The 16,817-nt window shown below is 63.6% G+C and carries 11 protein-coding genes; 6 read left to right on the top strand and 5 right to left on the bottom strand.

The features are described from left to right. Positions 1-9 precede the first annotated feature (9 nt). Positions 10-927: a CAF17-like 4Fe-4S cluster assembly/insertion protein YgfZ gene (ygfZ, locus tag Pla111_RS05320; protein WP_146572125.1), complete on the bottom strand. Its 918-nt coding sequence runs from the start codon at positions 925-927 to the stop codon at positions 10-12. A 17-nt stretch (positions 928-944) separates the two neighbouring features. Then, the gene (locus tag Pla111_RS05315) at positions 945-2,171 is read right to left on the bottom strand and encodes a hypothetical protein (protein ID WP_146572123.1); all 1,227 of its coding nucleotides are present in this window, start codon (positions 2,169-2,171) and stop codon (positions 945-947) included. Positions 2,172-2,365: 194 nt separating this feature from the next. Here Pla111_RS05315 and pgk point away from each other — a divergent pair, with 194 nt between their 5' ends. Both pgk and Pla111_RS05305 read left to right on the top strand, forming a co-directional pair. After that, a complete protein-coding gene (gene pgk / locus Pla111_RS05310) occupies positions 2,366-3,751 on the top strand; it encodes a phosphoglycerate kinase (protein ID WP_146572121.1) in 1,386 nt (461 codons plus the stop codon). A gap of 85 nt (positions 3,752-3,836) precedes the next feature. Further along, the gene (locus tag Pla111_RS05305; RefSeq protein WP_146572119.1) at positions 3,837-4,286 is read left to right on the top strand and encodes a VanZ family protein; all 450 of its coding nucleotides are present in this window, start codon (positions 3,837-3,839) and stop codon (positions 4,284-4,286) included. Positions 4,287-4,313: 27 nt separating this feature from the next. Here the strand turns inward: Pla111_RS05305 and Pla111_RS05300 are convergent, their stop codons facing one another. Further along, positions 4,314-5,288 (bottom strand): UDP-glucuronic acid decarboxylase family protein, encoded by a 975-nt coding sequence (locus tag Pla111_RS05300; RefSeq protein WP_146572117.1) that lies wholly within the window; start codon positions 5,286-5,288, stop codon positions 4,314-4,316. Positions 5,289-5,690: 402 nt separating this feature from the next. On the opposite strand from Pla111_RS05300, the gene Pla111_RS05295 reads away from it, so the two are divergent. Further along, on the top strand, positions 5,691-7,118 hold the full coding sequence (locus tag Pla111_RS05295; protein WP_146572105.1) for an Nramp family divalent metal transporter: 1,428 nt from the start codon (positions 5,691-5,693) through the stop codon (positions 7,116-7,118). A gap of 6 nt (positions 7,119-7,124) precedes the next feature. Here Pla111_RS05295 and Pla111_RS05290 read toward each other — a convergent pair whose 3' ends face one another. Together Pla111_RS05290 and dnaE are read right to left on the bottom strand one after the other, a co-directional pair. Then, a complete protein-coding gene (locus tag Pla111_RS05290; protein ID WP_197524776.1) occupies positions 7,125-8,147 on the bottom strand; it encodes a family 43 glycosylhydrolase in 1,023 nt (340 codons plus the stop codon). Between the two features lie 223 nt (positions 8,148-8,370). Continuing rightward, the gene (dnaE, locus tag Pla111_RS05285) at positions 8,371-12,033 is read right to left on the bottom strand and encodes a DNA polymerase III subunit alpha (RefSeq protein ID WP_146572102.1); all 3,663 of its coding nucleotides are present in this window, start codon (positions 12,031-12,033) and stop codon (positions 8,371-8,373) included. Positions 12,034-12,207: 174 nt separating this feature from the next. Here dnaE and pta point away from each other — a divergent pair, with 174 nt between their 5' ends. The 3 genes from pta (at position 12,208) to Pla111_RS05270 (ending at position 16,805) form a co-directional block, all read left to right on the top strand. Further along, the gene (gene pta / locus Pla111_RS05280; protein WP_146572100.1) at positions 12,208-14,328 is read left to right on the top strand and encodes a phosphate acetyltransferase; all 2,121 of its coding nucleotides are present in this window, start codon (positions 12,208-12,210) and stop codon (positions 14,326-14,328) included. Then, positions 14,325-15,515 (top strand): acetate/propionate family kinase, encoded by a 1,191-nt coding sequence (locus Pla111_RS05275; protein ID WP_146572098.1) that lies wholly within the window; start codon positions 14,325-14,327, stop codon positions 15,513-15,515. The genes pta and Pla111_RS05275 overlap by 4 nt, the downstream gene beginning before the upstream one ends. A gap of 237 nt (positions 15,516-15,752) precedes the next feature. Beyond that, entirely contained in the window at positions 15,753-16,805 is a 1,053-nt protein-coding gene (locus Pla111_RS05270) for a glycosyltransferase family 2 protein (protein ID WP_146572096.1), read from the top strand. Positions 16,806-16,817: the final 12 nt, after the last annotated feature.

The following is a 16,817-nucleotide window of genomic DNA, read 5'->3' as shown; positions in this document are numbered from 1 at the left end:
CGACACGCCCTAAGGAGAAGCTTCCCGCACGATCATCGGCAAGCTTTCGACGATGGCCGCCACGCCGTTGACCCTCACACGCAATCCGACGGTTGCGTGCTCGCGTCGCAAGTACGCTAGCGCAATCGCACCCGACGCTGTCGCTGCTGAAGAAGTGATCCGCCCGACGCTCTTTTCATCGGCTTGAGCGGTTATCTGTGCTTCCCTCAAGGCGGTGCCGGAAGCCGGTGCCGGCCCCTCGATGCGAACGCCCCTCAGCAACCAGTTGACGCGGCCCAACGCGTCGATCCGAGCGACCGGCTCTTGCCCCAGATAGCACCCTTTTTTAAACGAGATCGCGTGCTCGTTGCGATCTACCTCTTGCGGCAGGTTGCGCGCATCGACATCCACGCCGTCGCGCGGGATACCCCACGCGATGCGCTGCCGCTCCAGAGCCTCGGCGTCGAGTGGTTTCGCGACTTGCTCTAGCTGATGCACAACACCGGTGACAGCGGTGGCGGGGACTATTGCGAAACGGACTCCCGCGGGCCAGCCGGCAGCCACAACCGTGACGACCGACGCGGTGATCTTGGGATCGACCGTGCAGCCGAGCAGTAAAAGCTGCTGATCGCTCAAGGTTTGGAGCGTGACCTGCTCGCGGATCAGATACCTGTCGAGGTGAGCGCACAAAGCATCGGCTCCCGCGGACGAGAGCACCACCACCAACGTCTCCGCAAGCCGGGCAACCACACCGTAAGCCAAGACGTGCGCTTTCACGTCGGTGAAGAACGCTTCGCAAGAATCACCTACGGCCAGCGCGGCAACGTCATTGGTGCAGAAACTCTGCACGAACCGCACCGCGTCGGGTCCCGCAACGCTCAGGGCTGACCAGCCGTCGAGCACCGCATAAACGTTGCCGCTCGGGTCAGCCGAATGAGAGGCGTGCATCGGCGGAAAGACCTCGCTCACGACGAAGCCTCCGCATCTTCGTCCAAGACAAGGCACACGTGCTGGGGCTGTTCAAGCAACAGGCACGTGCCGTATCGCTCTGCCAGGCGAACAAGCTCTTCTTCACTCGCGATGGGCGTGGCACCGAGATCCTCGACCAGCGTGCCGGCGAGTCGGCTCCGCCAGAAGACGGGGCCGCGATCGATGGCCTGGGCCAGCCGCCAAGCGAAGAGCGCCTCGTCGCCCACCTGTTCGCTCAGATCGGCGGTAACGCGCTCGTAGCCGTCTGCTTCCAGCAAACGTCCGAGCCCCGGGCCAATCGGCTCATCGAAGTCGGTCCACAGCACGATCGCCCCGTCTGACGCAACGAGCTGCTCGGCCAGCGCTAGCGCGCGCGACAGGTCTCCCCAGGTCGGCGGAGTGGCATCGTCCTCGAAACGGGCAATCACCAAGGGGGCGGGGGCGGGCATGGACGACCGCCAAACCGATTGGGCCAACCGGCGTGCTTCGCTCCAAACGGCATTCGCCTCGCCGAACACGATCCGTTCGGCAGCCCCCCCGCGGCCCGGCACCACACGCACGAGCACCGCCGCGCCGAGCATCCGCCCGGCGTCGTCGCTCTCTTGCCGCCGGGCCTGCGCATGATCGCCTCCGCGTGCCTCGGCACCGGTGACGGCCCGCACGCGGGCGACCCGATCGATCGTGTCGTGATCAAAGAAACGCGGAAAAAGTCCGTCAAACGGTCCGGTCGTCGCGCGATCGCCGGGGTGCTCGGTACTGATCGGCAGCACCAAGTCCGCTTCAAAGAGCGTGCGATTCACCCGCAAGGTGCGCTCCGAACGCGTGAGACCCGCAAAGCAAAGCTGCTCTTCGTCGGTGGGGTCGTGGGTTTCGACCACCAGGCTGAGACGCTCTTCGAGCGGTCGCAATCGATCGGCCAGATGCCGATCGTCGGTAACAATTACGATATTCGCTCCCGCAACGCCGAGCGCTATCAACTGCTCGGCGAGCGTCTCCGCGATCGGCTCGGCACCGGGCGTTGCCCCCTCAAGGGCGATCGCGACTTGGTCGTCTGGCGTTAGTGCGTAACGCAGCTCAGGGAACTCGACCGGTTCGGCCAAAGCGTCTCGCATCGCTTGCCTAATGGCTGCGGGCGCGGCGGGAGGGGCCACTTTTAGAGCCGCCGCTGAGAGCGGCTGGGCAACGGGCGAAGCGGCGGTCAGGCGAAGCACGGTGGGGGACATTCACTCGATCGTATCGAGGGCTAAAATCTCCGGTCAACGGCCGGGCACGCCCCGGGCAACCAAGGCTGCTGGTTGGCTGCGGCGTGGTGTGATACCGTGCTGGGCGCAGGATAGAGGGCCAAGAGCCCTCGGCGGGGCATTCGTCACGCCACCCCCCCGTACCGAGAACGCAAGCGAGAAAGAGCACCCCTTCCATGGCCGTTAGCGACGCTTCCCTACAAACTTGGTGCGAAACCCTCCTCCGCGGCCGGGCGGCATCGCCCGACATGTCGCTAAACGACTATTTGGGCGCGATCCCGCGGCTCGAGAGCCTCGCCGACCTGCCCGCGGGGACACCGGTCCTTGTCCGAGGCGATGTTGACGCCAAGCCAGGTGCCACCATCGGCGAAGGCGACATCCGCCTCCGCTCAATGGTCGAATCGCTCAAGTACGGCATCGGCAAAGGCTGGAAGCAGATTGTTTTTGGGCACATTGGCCGCGAGCCCGAGAAGTCGCTCGACAAGGTCGCTAAACGCCTCGGTGAGCTGTTGGGCTGCGACGTCCCGCTTGTGGACAACTGGTACGACGACGCGACCGGTGAAGTGTCCGATTCGCTCACAGGGCAGATCGCCACCGCCGCCCCCGGATCAGTGATCGTACTCCAGAACACCCGCAAGTACGAAATCGAGCGTGTGCTGTGGAAGGCCAAAGAGACGGATCTGCCGCAACTTGCACCGCGGCTAGCGAAGTTCGCGAACCAGCTGGCCGAGAAGATCGCCAAGGTCTATGTCAACGAAGCGTTTAGCGCCGGCTCGCTAGATGCTTCCAGCGTTGTTGCTCCGGCTTCAATGGAGCGGGTGGCCCTGGGTCGGTACGCCGCCGGCGAGTTCGACGGGCCGATGCAGCGTTGCCTGAAAGCCGACCTGGCCGTGTTCAGCGGCATCAAGATCGACAAGCTCGATGACATGGAGGCGATGATCGCCCGCGGCACGATCAAGCAGATCTTCGCCTCAGGTTCGCTTGCCATGGCGATCCGTAAGGCGATCGGCCAGCTGGATGGCGCGCCGATCTCGCTAGGTGCCGCCGAGGACCCCGCCAACAGTGGCGCGCCGTGGTACATCCCGCCGGCCCGCGTCGAGCAGGCCAAAGCGATCGTCGCCGACGGCCGCGAGAAGGGGATCACCTTCACCGTGCCGTGCGACTCGGTCATTGAAGACGGCTCCACCAAGGACGAACTGTCGCCCCGCGACCAGCAACTCGACATCGGCCCGAAGTCGATCAAGCACTTCAGCGAAGCGGTCGGCACGTTCATCGAGAACGCCGGCAAGGGCGCTGTGGCGTTCCACAACGGCGTGTTCGGCGTCTTTGAGGACCCGCGCTTCGAGGCGGGCACCAAGGCGTGGATCCCCGAGCTCAAGCGGATGAAGCAGGGCGGCGTCGAGGTCTACGTCGGCGGCGGCGAAGGGGGCAAAGCCCTGGAGAAGTACGGCGAGCCTGACTGGGTCACCCACTGCTTTACCGCCGGCGGAACCGTGCTGAACGCGCTGGGCTCGGAGCCGGTGCCGTACCTAGTGGCACTCCACGCGGCGGCGCGCACCTAGAAGCTTCGAGCCGCAGCGCACGGTTGGCGGCGTCCCGATGCTTGAGTTGCCCCGTTTTTTGCAACGGCCCCCCGCAAGCGGCAAAATGACGAACGCCGACGCGACCCAACGGCACGCCGCTGGCCGAGGTACCCAACCCTGGCGGTGGGGGATTGCGCTCGGGCTGTATTGGGCGTTGCTGTTCACCGCGACCCATATCCCCACGCCCGTCATGGCGCAGGGAGTGCTCCAGCTAAACGGCGATAAGCTCATCCACGCCGGTGCGTACTTTGTGCTGGCAACGCTCGCGCTGGGACTGATCCGCTCGCTCGGCTGGCAAACGATCGGGGGCCTGCCGGCCCGCGTCGTCGTTGTCGTGGCGATCATCGCCTACGGCGTCTTCGACGAAATTACCCAGCCGCTCGTTAATCGCATTTGCGACCCGCTAGACGGCTTAGCCGACACGGTGGGCGTGATCACCGCAGCGGCAATCGATCGCTGGCGACAGGGGCAAGCGCCATCGTCCGCCCCGCCTGCTAACGACGAACGCACCTAACGGCTCGCGACCCGTAAGATCGCCCACTCAGTAGTTGGGCGTGGGTGCCCGGAAGTCGTCGAGGTTTACCGTGTTGAACCACGCGATCGTCTTTTGGAGGCCTTCCTCGAGCGCGATCTTCGGCTCCCAACCGAGCTTGCTCTTGGCGAGCGTGATGTCGGGCTGACGCTGCGTCGGATCGTCAGCGGGCAGATCGCGGTGGACGATCTTGCTCTTGCTGCCGGTGATGCCGATCACCTTTTCGGCCAGCTCAAGAATCGTGAACTCGCCCGGGTTGCCGATATTCACGGGCCCCACGAAGTCGTCGGGGCCGTTCATCATGCGGATCATGCCCTCAATGAGATCGTCGCGGTAACAGAAGGAGCGGGTCTGGTTTCCTTCGCCAAAGACCGTGATGTCTTCGCCGTGCAGCGCCTGGCGGATGAAGTTGCTCACCACGCGACCATCGAACGGGTGCATCCGCGGGCCGTAGGTGTTGAAGATCCGCACGACCCGCACGTTGACGCGGTTGTGGCGGTGGTAATCCATAAAGAGGGTTTCGGCGGCGCGTTTGCCCTCGTCGTAGCAGGCACGCAGGCCAATCGGGTTGACGCTGCCCCGATAGCTTTCGGGCTGCGGATGGATCTCGGGGTCGCCGTAGACCTCGCTGGTGCTCGCCTGCAGGATCTTCGCGCGGCAACGCTTGGCCATCCCCAACAGATTGATGGCCCCCATGACCGAGGTCTTCATGGTCTTGATGGGGTTGTACTGATAGTGCCCTGGAGCGGCGGGGCAGGCCAGATTGTAGACCTCGTCCACTTCCAGCCAGAGCGGGTGCGTGATGTCGTGCCGAACCAACTCGAAGTTTGACCGATCAAGCAGGTGCGTGACGTTCGACTTCTGCGAAGTGAAAAAATTGTCGACGCAGATGACATCGTGCCCGTCATCGACCAGCCGTTCGCAAAGGTGCGAGCCGAGAAAGCCGGCACCGCCGGTGACGAGGATCCGCTTGATCTTGGACATAAACTTTCAGCAGTCGGTAGAACCTGTTATCGGGGGCCCACAGCGGGCCTGGGGGCCAAGCCTTATTGGACCTGGAGGGCACCTTGTTGGGCCTGGGGAGCAAGCCCCGCAGTTTGATCGAGATCGCCGAGGTTGGCAAATGACGTTCCGACAATCCCTCCGCAAGGGCCGTCCGCAAGGGGCCAGATTGTGTGCTTCCCGACCACTCAAAGTCCGTGGAAATCAACCTTTCTGGAAGGCCTGGTCCCGACAACCGCTCGTTTGGCACGACTCGGGGCGTTGTGCTGGTGGTCGGAACCTGTTTACTAGGGGTCGGCTTCGGCCGGGCTGTTCAGCCCTACGCTTATCGCTAATCCCCTCTCCGCCGGTTCTTTCTGGCCCAGCAGGCCGAGGATCGCTCTCGTGGCCTCTGATACGCATCCCGTCGTCTTGTCTGACAAGATCGCCCTGCCGCCAAGGGGCTGGGGGTTGCTGCTGGCGATTGGCCCCTCGATCGTCTGGTGCGCTGAGTACATCGGCTCAGGAGAGGTGATCCTCGCCACCCGCACCGGGGCGGTGCTGGGCGTCGGCGTGCTGTGGGCCGTCGTGGCGGGGGTGTTCTTGAAGTATGTCATCGGCCTGGCCGGCGGCTGGTACACCGTTGCGACGGGCGAGAGCATGATCGACCTCATGGGCCGACTGCCCGGTCCGAAGAACGCGGTCGTGTGGCTGGTGATGGTGTTGCAACTGGCAGCCTCGGTGGGTGCGATCGCCTCGATTGCGGCGTCGGCCGGCGTGTTTCTCGCGGCGCTCACCCCCTTGCCGCCGCTGGTGTGCGGCTGGCTGGTCACGCTGCTAGCCGTGGCGATCGCCTGGGTCGGAGAGTTCAAGCCGCTGAAGATTGTGATGGCCCTCCTCGTCACGCTGACCCTGATTGGGGTGGCAGTGATCGCGTTGCGGGTGCTCCCCCCCACCAGCGAAATCCTCGCCGGGCTGGTGCCGCGCGTTCCTCCGGTGCCCGAGTGGGCGCGGCACGCGGGCCTTTCGCAGAACGCCTGGGCCGAGATGCTTCCGCTGCTCGGTTGGGGCGCGGGCGGGTTCGCCAGCCAAGTCTGGTACACCTACTGGATCATGGGTGCCGGTTACGGGGCAGCCGCGGGCAGGCGTCAGGGAAAGCCGGCTGACGAGGCCCTGCTCCGCGCGCTTTCCGCAGAAGATGCCAACCGCCTGCTCGGCTGGCGACGCGCGATCACCGTCGACGCGACGGTCGCCATGCTGCTGGGGGTTGGCGTAACGAGCGGTTTCTTGATCGCGGGAGCGGGCGTGTTGGGTACGCAGCAGCTTGCGCCTTCGGGCCCGGAGGTCGCAACGACCCTCGCCCATGTCTTCGGCACCCAAGGCGGAACGGGTGGCGCGACGCTCTTCTTGATCGGCGGTGCCGCGGCGCTGGTCTCCACCCAACTGGCTCAGGTCGCGGGCTGGCCGTTCTTGCTGGACGACTGCGTGCGGCTGTGCTTGCCGCAGTTGGCGAGGCGCTGGAGCCCCCTCACTCGACGCCGCTGCTGGCTGGGTTTTTACCTGCTCATGAGCATGACGGTCGTCTACTCGTTGGGGCAGGAGCCCGTCTCGCTGGTGCGCTACGCTGCCGTGATGGAGGGGCTGCTGCTCACACCGCTGCAAGCTGCCGCGATGTTCGTCGGCCTGTACTGGGTGCTGCCGCGGCAGTTCCGACCCGAGATCGCCGCTCGGCTGCGTCCGGGCCCGATGATCGGAATCGGCCTTGTTATCAGCTTCCTGGTGTTCGCGTACTTTTGTATCGCTCAACTACCCAAGGTCTTGCTGACCGGTTAAAGGCCATCAGTCGGTGCGGTTCGTCACAACTTCAACCTCGACCGACCCAGAGCGCTTGAGCTTGGCGATCGATCCGTCGGGAGAGAACACCAGCGGCTCGCTCCAGTGCTGCAGATCGTGTCCCTTCACGCCGTCGGCGCGCGAGCCCCACAGGTCGCCCATCCACAGGTACTGATCCCCCTTGGATCCCGGCAGTCGGGCGATGTGGGTCTGCTGGGCAGGGATTGTCACCCTTCCCGTTTCGTCCCGATTGATATCGCCGATCTCTTGATACGGTCCCAAAGGATTGTTGGCCACAAACACCCGCGCGCCCGAGCCCTCGGGACAGAAGCAACAGTTCGGACCAAAGAGTGCGTAGTAGCGATCGCCCCGTTTGAACATCGAGGCCGCTTCGCATCCCGAAGCGAACACGCCGCTGTTCTCCTCGGTTGAGGAGAGCCAATCGGGCGTGAGCTTCTCGATCGAGATCGAGTGCCCGAGTTCGATCGAGGTGTAGATCAGATAGGCCGTCCCGTCGTCGTCGGCAAAGAGACCGTGGTCGCCCGGCCGAGGCTGCGCCATCCGCACGTTGTCGTTGTGGATCTTAAACGGACCTTGGGGCGTGTCGGAGGTCGCCACACCGTACTGGCCTTCCCACAGCACGGGATACCAATTGTACCAGAGCACGTATTTTCCAGTCGTCGGGTTGTGCTTCACATAGGGTCGGTAGTAGACCCCCTCGGGAGTGTCGGCGAGCAGATCGCCGTGCAACTCCCAACGCTCCAGATCGGGTGAGCTGTACACCACGTATCGATTCGCCGGCGTGAAGCCATCGGTCTCGCCGTAGCGCGTGCCGTACAGGTAGTAACGCCCCGCGAAGTACTCGAGGCAACCGTCGTGGCAATCGATCGGCTTGCCGTGAACATCCAGCCTCACCTCGGCGTGGGAGACGGTAACGGGGCGGAAGGACCGTTCCTCGCGGGCATTGGCTACGGCTGCAACCAGCAGCAACGGAAAAAGACACCAGCTAACCCGAAGCGAATTCAGCACAGCGGTACTCCAACAAGCGGCCACGCAAGGCCGACGGACAAGAGGGGGCGTTTAAGTAGACGTCCCCAGACGCCTAGAACTGACGCGCAAAGCGGAGAAAGAGCGGGGAGCGATCGAAATGCGAAGAAATTACGGGGCCAGAGCTAAACTATGCCCCCCAGCGATCGCCCATGTGCAGCCTGAGCGCGTTTCTTCTCCCAGCTGCGTAGGCGCTGAGAAAAACTCAAACCCGCGTGGGCTCACGCTTGCCGCGGCCGCCCCGGCGTTCGGGGGCCTTCGCCGGCGGCGCACCGCCTGTCAAATGAAAGCACCCGGGTCCGAGCAGTTCGTCGACGCGGCGGCGCAACTCGGGGTGCAGATCGACACCGCGGATCCCCTCCAGATGCACGCTGCCCCCCTCCGCAAGGTCGAGACGCAGCTTGACCCCCTTGTGGCCCGGATAGCCACCGAGAATCTCGCGAAGACTCTTCAGGCGCTGCTCGCCGTGTTCCTGTTCACGAACGCAGATGGTTACTCCGCTGGTGTAACGACCCGATAGCTCGTCGATCGGCATCAGCTCGTTCACGATGAGGTTAACCTCTTCAGCACCGGGGCGGCGGTCGATGGCTCCGCGTACCCCGACCACCGCGTCACCGACCACGAAGCTGCCGAATTGGGCAAACTGTTCGGGCCAGAGGATGCACCGCATGATGCCGTCCATGTCTTCGAGATCCCACATGGCGTACTTGCTGGGGGCTCCTGGCTTGGGGTTCTTGGTGTGCGAAATCTTGATCGCCGCGAGCATCCCCCCCATCACCACTTCGGTGCGGTGCTCGAGTTCTCCGCACGTGGTGCTGGTGTGCGAACAGAAAGTCCGCAACGTCTTCTCATGCTCGGCGAGCGGGTGACTGGTCAGATAAAAACCGAGCACTTCTTTCTCAAGAATCAGCAGCTCCTTCTCCTCGATCTCGGGGACGTCGGGCAGCGGTGCGGGCGCGGAGCCGGCCGCGTCGTCTTCGTCGCCGAAGAGACCTTTTTGTCCGCTACGTCGATCGGCTAGGACCGCCGCACCGGACTGCATCGCTTTGTCGATGCCCGCCATCAGAGACGCGCGATTGGCACCAAAGCCGTCCATCGCTCCCGCTTTGATCAGCGTCTCGATCGTCGCACGGTTGCAGACCGAGGGGTCCACTCGTTCGCAAAAATCATAGAGATCCTTGAAAGGACCGTCTTGTCGACGGGCCGCGGCGATCGCTTCGGCCGCGCCGCCGCCGCAAGCCTTGATCGCCGACAGGCCGAAGAGGATCTTGCGATCGTATTTTTTCTGTGCCGTGCCTTCAGCCACGGTGTCATCGGCTACGGAATCATCGGCGATCACCGCGAAGGCGACGTCGCTGTGATTAACATTCGGCGGCTCGACTCGCACGCCCATCCGCTTGCAATCTTCCAGATGCTCGACCAGCGCGTCTTTACTTTTGAAGTTGCGGCCGGGGATATCGCCCGTTAACAACGCGGCCATGAACTCAACCGGGAAATGGGCCTTCAGATAGGCCGTCATGTACGCGATTAGCGCGTAGGCGGTCGAGTGACTCTTATTGAAGCCGTATCCGGCGAACTTCTTGATCATCTCGAAGAGCTCTTCGGCCCGTTTCTTGTCGAGGCCTTGCTCTTGCGCTCCGGTGAGGAACTCCTCGTGGAACTTAGCGATCATCGGCAGCTTCTTCTTGCTGATCGCCTTGATGCAGGTGTACGCGCTCGAGAGCGGAATGCCCCCCAGCCGGTTGAGGATCCGCATCACCTGCTCTTGGTACACCATCACTCCGTGGGTTTCTTCGAGCACCTCCTTCATAACCGGATGGGGATACTCCGCCTCACGACGACCGTGCTTGACCTCGATGTACTGATCGACCATCCCTCCCTCGAGCGGTCCCGGCCGATACAGAGCGGCGGTGGCGATGATGTCGAGGAAGTTGTCGGGCTTCATCCGCTGGAGCAGATCACGGATGCCCCCCGACTCGAGCTGGAAGATACCCTTGGTCTCGCCCCGACAGAGCAACGCGTAAGACTCCTTGTCATCCAGCGGGAACGCGTAAGGATCCACCCGCTCGCCGGTGGACTGCTCGATGAGCTCGACACTTTTCGCGAGGATCGTCAAGTTTCGCAGGCCCAGAAAATCCATCTTCAGCAAGCCCGCGGCCTCAACGTCGTTCATCGCCCACTGGGTGATCACCTCCGTCTTGCCTTTAACGCGCTGGAGCGGCACGTACTCATCGACCGGTTTTTCTGAGATCACCACCGCGGCGGCGTGCGTGCCGACATTACGGGCAAGTCCCTCGATCTTCTGCGCCAGGTCCAGCAGCTCGCGCACCTCGGGGTCTGACTCGTAGGTCCGCGCAAGCTCCTCGCTCGTTTCGAGCGCTTTGGCGAGCGTGATCCCGAGCTGCTCAGGCACCATCGCGGTGATCTGATCGACCCGAAAGATCGGCATCGACATCGTGCGGCCGACATCCTTGATCGCGGCCCGCGCGGCGAGCGTGCCGAACGTGCCGATCTGCGCGACGTTGTCTTCGCCGTACTTGTCCTTGACGTACTGAATGACCTCGCCGCGGCGCTCCTTGCAGAAGTCGATATCGATATCGGGCGCTTCGAGGCGGCTCTCGTCGAGGAAGCGTTCAAACAGCAAGTCGTAACGCAGCGGACAAACGTGACTCAGACGCAGGGCATAACAGACCAGCGATCCCACGCCCGAACCACGCGCCGTTGAAGGGATTCCCCGCTCCACCGCGAAGCGCACAAAGTCCCAGACGATCAAAAAGTAATCGGGGAAACCCAGCTTGTTGATCACGCCGAGCTCGCGGTCAAGCCGCTGGAGGACCTCGTCCGCTAGTGTGTTGCTCGTGGCGTCGCCCCCTTGCCAGCGATCGGGCTGCTGAGCGTAGCGGTCCTTGAGCCCTATCAAGCAAAGCTCACGCAGGTACGCCTCCGAGGCGCGCAGATCGGGCTGAGGGTTGTTCGGGGTGGTGAAGGTCGGAAAGTAGCGCTTGCCCAGCTCGAGATCGAGGTCCACCGAGTCGGCGATGGTTTGGCTCCGCGCGACGGCGTCCGCCACGTCGGGCATGGCGGCGTACATATCCTCAGCGCTGCGCAGGTAGAACTGATCTCCTTCCATGCGCATGCGGTTTGTATCTGTCCGGAAGCGGCCCGTATTGATGCACAGCAACACATCCTGTGCTTCGGCGTCTTCGCGGTTGACATAGTGAGCGTCGCTCGTGGCAACCAGCGGCAACCCCTGCCGATTCGCCAGTTCAATTGTCAGCTCTTTGGCGGCCCGCTGGATCTCGACGCCGTTGTCCTGGATCTCGAGGAAGTAGCGATCGCCAAAGACCCGGCTGAACCAGCCCGTGATCTCGGCACCACGCTGCAGGGCTTCGTCGGCCGACGCGCCGGACAGAAGCGTCTTAGAGAGCTCTCCCGAGACGCAGCCGCTGAGGCAGATGATGCCTTCGCTGTGTGCTTCGAGCAGCTCTTTGTCGATCCGCGGCTTGTGATAGAAACCTTCCAAATAGGCACGGCTCGCCATCTTCACGAGATTGCGAAAGCCCGCCTTGTTTTTGGCGAGCAGCGTGAGGTGATAGGCCGCCTCTTTGCTGCGCGTGGCTCCGCTCTTGTCGTGACGGCTACCGGGAGCGATGTACGCCTCGTACCCGACAATCGGGTTGATCTCTTCCGCCCGGCATGCCTTGTAAAATTCTAGCGCGCCGTAAAGGTTGCCGTGGTCCGTCAGCGACAACGCGTTCATGCCCAGCTCTTTCGCCCGGCCAACGAGCTTCTTGATCGGGCTCGCCCCGTCGAGAAGCGAGTAATGGCTGTGGCAGTGCAGGTGAACGAACGGCTTGGCGGCGTCCATGGCAGTATCATCAAGCAGGGATAGCGAAGCGAGCCCGCCGTCCACGGCGCGCCCTCGGCCCCCTCATGATACGGCGCCCCCCAGCCCTCCGGCCAAGGGGCTAGGCCTGCAAGGTTGGGAAGAGGACGATGAACGCTCTGAGATCGTCAACTCCTCACGACACCATCGGGGGCCATGTCTACCGCCGCTTACGTACTGGCCTGGGAGCCCCGTAGTGGAAAGTCGCTCGTAGTGCTCGGTTTGATGGAGCTGCTCTCGCGTCGCGTGGAGCGACTCGCGTACTTCCGCCCGTTGGTGGCCGGCGATCCCGAGGCAGACCCCCATCTGCGTCTGGTCCGGGATCGCTACCGTATCGAAACCCCTCTCGAGCAAATGGTCGGGGTCTCGCTCGATCGGGCCGAGCAGCTGGTGGCAGAGGGGCACGAAGACGAGCTGTTCAAAGAAGTGCTCGCCCGCTTCCGCACACTTGCCCGCCACTCCGACTTCGTCGTTTGCGAAGGAACCGACTACACCGGCGCGCAAGCCGCGATGGAGTTCGAGTTCAACATGCGGCTCGCCGTTCACCTGGGCTGTCCGGCGGTTGTGGTCGGCAGCGGCCGCGGCAAGTCGGCCCGCGAGATCGTCCGTAGCGCGCGGGCGGGCTTGGCCTCGTTCGCGGAGCATGGTGACGCCGTCGCCGCGACGTTCCTGAATCGCGTACCGATCGACCAGGTCGATTCGCTACGAACGGAACTCGAGCGTGCCTCGCTAGCGGACGGCCCGGTCGTACTGATTCCCGAGGAGCCGAGCCTCGCGCGACCAACGCTGGACCAAGTGGCGCGCGGCATCGGGGCCCGCTGGCTGCACGATCCGGGCGACGCCGCGCAGCGTGATGTCGCAACGTGCCTCGTCGCAGCGATGACCCTCCCGAATTTTCTCCCGCGGATGGGGGATCATTCGCTCGTGATTACCCCGGGCGACCGTGCCGACATCTTGCTGGGTGCCACGGCTTCGCATGTGGCGGCAGGCCTGCCGAGTGTGGCGGGTGTGCTGCTTACCGGTGGAATCGAGCTTCCGCCTTCGATCCAGCAGCTGGTCGAAGGCCTTCGCCAGCACCTGCCGCCGTTGCTGATGGTCGACTGCGACACCTACAACGCCGCCACCGCCGTCGAGGCCGTCAAGCCGGTCCTCGAAGCCGAGAACTCCGCCAAGATCGCCGCAGCGCTCGGAGCTTTCGAACGCCATGTCGACTCCGAGCAGCTTGCCCGACGCATCGCCGTAACACGCAGCGAGCGGGTGACGCCACTCATGTTCGAGTACGATCTGATCGAGCGTGCGCGACGCGATCAGCGCAGGATTGTCTTGCCGGAAGGGGACGATGATCGGATCCTGCGCGCCGCAGCCGTGCTCCTCCGCCGCCAGGTGGCTGCGCTAACGCTGCTGGGCAATCCCGAGACGATCCTCGCGCGCGCCGCGGCCTTAGGCTTGGACTTATCCAAAGCCCAGCTAATCGATCCGTCGACAGCGGCCCAACGCGATGAGTTTGCCGAAGAGTTGCACCGACTCCGCCGACACAAAGGGCTAACCATCGAGGCCGCCCACGATCTCGCTGGAGAAGCCAACTACTTCGGCACCATGATGGTGCAACAGGGGGACGCCGACGGCATGGTCTCCGGAGCCGCACACACGACAGCCCACACCATTCGACCGGCCCTGGAGGTGATCCGCACGCGTGAAGGGTGCTCGATCGTTTCCAGCGTCTTCCTGATGTGCCTTGCAGACCGCGTATTGGTCTATGGCGATTGCGCGGTCAATCCCGATCCCAATCCCGAGCAGCTGGCAGACATCGCGATCAGCTCTGCCGAAACAGCCCGACGCTTCGGTGTCGAGCCACGCGTTGCGATGCTCTCGTACTCGACCGGTGAATCCGGACACGGGGCAATGGTTGACAAAGTACGCGAAGCAACGCGGTTGGTGCGACAGCGGGCACCCGAGCTCTCGATCGAGGGACCAATCCAGTACGACGCGGCGATCGACACCTCAGTTGCCCGTGCGAAGCTGCCCGGCAGCACGGTCGCGGGGCAGGCCACGGTTTTCGTGTTCCCGGACCTGGACTCGGGTAACAACACCTACAAGGCGGTGCAACGTTCGGCGAACGCCGTCGCGATTGGTCCTGTGCTGCAAGGCCTTCGCAAACCGGTCAACGATCTGAGCCGAGGCTGCACGGTGGTGGACATCGTCAACACGGTCGCGATCACCGCCATCCAGGCACAACCGACCGACGACCTCAACCAAGACGGAGACATCGCCCGATGAAGGTGCTTGTTCTCAACTGCGGCAGCTCCTCGATCAAGCTCCGCCTGTTCGAGCATCCGGGCGATCACCAGCTCGGTCGCGGGGCAGTGGAACGGATCGGCGAGGCAGACGACGGTTTGGTAACCTTTGCTACCGCAAACGGAGCGTCTCACACTCAGCGCATGCCGATCGCCGACCATCGGATCGGCATGGAACGGCTCGCTCAACAATTAACCGAGCAGGGCGTGCTGGGGGACGGGCCTGAGGTGGTTGCCCACCGCGTGGTCCACGGCGGCGGGCGGTTTCAAACCGCAACGCGGATCACTGACGAGGTGCTCGCGCAGCTCGATCGGCTTACGCCGCTCGCTCCGCTGCACAATCCGGCGAATGTGTTGGGAATCCAGATCCTGCGCGAACGCTACCCGAGCGCTGAGCACATCGCGGTGTTCGACACGGCGTTTCACCAAACGATCCCCGCTTACGCGGCCTGCTATGCCCTGCCGAGCGAGTTGGCTGCTGAGCACGGCGTAAAGCGCTACGGTTTTCACGGCCTATCAAACCGCTGGGCTTCGTTGTGCGCTGCCGAACTGCTGGGTAAACCGCTCGCGTCGCTCAAGATGGTCGTCTTGCACCTGGGGGCCGGTGCGAGCGCCACGGCGATCGACGCTGGTCGCTCGATTGATACCACCATGGGGCTCACGCCGCTCGAAGGGCTCGTGATGGCCACACGCTCGGGCGATCTCGACCCCGGCGTGCTGCTGTATCTGCAGCGTCAGTGCGGTTACTCGGCCGAGCGTCTCGATCAGCTACTCAACCGCGAGAGCGGCCTAAAAGGCCTGTGCGGTACGGGAGACCTCCGCGATGTGTTGCAGCTTGCGCAGGCCGGAGTAGGTTCCGCTCAGCTCGCGCTGGACGTTTACTGCTATCGGATTGCGAAGTACGTCGGGGCGTTCTATGTCGCTTTGAACGGGCTCGACGCGCTGGTTTTCACTGCGGGCGTCGGTGAGCACAGCGCGGCGGTTCGCCGACAAGTCGTTGAACGCCTCGCAGTGCTCGGCCTAGTTCTGGACGAGGCTGCTAACGAGAAGCTCGTTGGCAGCGAAGGACCACTTCACGCGGCCGATAGCCGGGGGGCTATCTTGGTCGTCCCGGCCAATGAAGAGCTGCAGATAGCGCGCGAAGCCGCTGCGCTCGTGTCAGGCGGCTGAACCGCTACTCGCCCGGCTGACTGAGAAGGCTCTGATGCCGTTTGGGGGACTCTCCCCACGCGCTGGCGGTGTGCTGGCACGACCCTCATCGCTAGCAGGGGGCTAATAAGCCGGCTTGTCTGACTCAAGTTCTTGGCTGCGGTTAGACGAAGGTCTAAGAAGCCGCGCCGCAAAGTCGGCCCAACCGTTACAAACCCTTCCGGCCCTGGCCCGGCCTTTAGACGCCGAAAACCGTCTATGAGTGATCCTATCGCGACCATCGGCTTTGTTCCGCGGGAGGTGTTTAGCACCACGCAGCGCTCGCTGGAGGCGCTCTACGAACGGACCGCCGAGCCCTTCAACTTGGTTTGCATCGACGGCGCTTCGCCGCCAGAAGTCGCTAACTACCTGCGCGCAGCGGCCACGGAGAAAGGCTTCACACTGCTGCGCACGGATCGGTATGTCACGCCCAACGAAGCCCGCAATCTGGCGGCACGGTGGGCCCTCGAAAACACGCCCGACAAGCCGATCGTGTTTGTCGATAACGACGTGCTGGTCTCGCCAGGTTGGCTCGGGGCGATGGTTGATTGCGCGAATGAAACGGAAGCCTGGTTGGTGGGACCGGCCTACTACGAGCACCTGCCCGAGGAGCACAAACTCCACATGTATGGCGGCGTCTGTCGGATCGAAGTCGATGCCGACGGTCGACGCCGCTATCTGGAAAAGCACTCGCTCCAACACCAGACAGCCGACCAAATCGACGAGCCACTCAAGCGCCAGAAGACCGAGCTGATCGAGTACCACACGGTGCTGGTATCTCTCGAGGTGTTCCGCCAGACAGGCCTGCTGGACGAAGGGCTGCTGTGCCACGCCGAACACGGCGACCTGTGCCTGACCGTCCGCGAGGCGGGGGGCGAGGTCTGGCTCGAACCGGAGGCGCGCATCACCTATGCCCCGCCGCGCCGGCTTTCCGAAGCCGATGCCGAGTTCTTTTTTCTGCGCTGGAGCGAAGCCTGGATGCGAGCTAACCAGCAGCATATGGCCGAAAAATGGCGACTCGACACCACCGACCAAGATCGCGGACGGGGGCTGCAGTGGGTCGCCGAGCACCGCCGACTGGGCCTCAATTCGCTGCGCACGCTGCGCAAGGCAATCGGTAAGAAGCTGTCGCGTTCGGTGGAGAAGCGGGTTGTCGCCCCGCTCGAACGGATCTCCAACCGTCGCCGCTATCCCTACAAGAAGTACGCCAATCTGCCGCCGGTGAGCGTTGAGCTGGTCCACCAGCCGGGCACCGCAAGATTGGTCGCCTAGAAGGACATCGCG

The sequence above is a fragment of the Botrimarina hoheduenensis genome, from assembly GCF_007859815.1.
In the GTDB taxonomy this organism is placed as follows: Bacteria; Planctomycetota; Planctomycetia; order Pirellulales; family Lacipirellulaceae; genus Botrimarina; species Botrimarina hoheduenensis.
The sequence above is the reverse complement of the archived record's forward strand: the minus strand, read 5'-3'. Positions and strand labels throughout refer to the sequence as shown.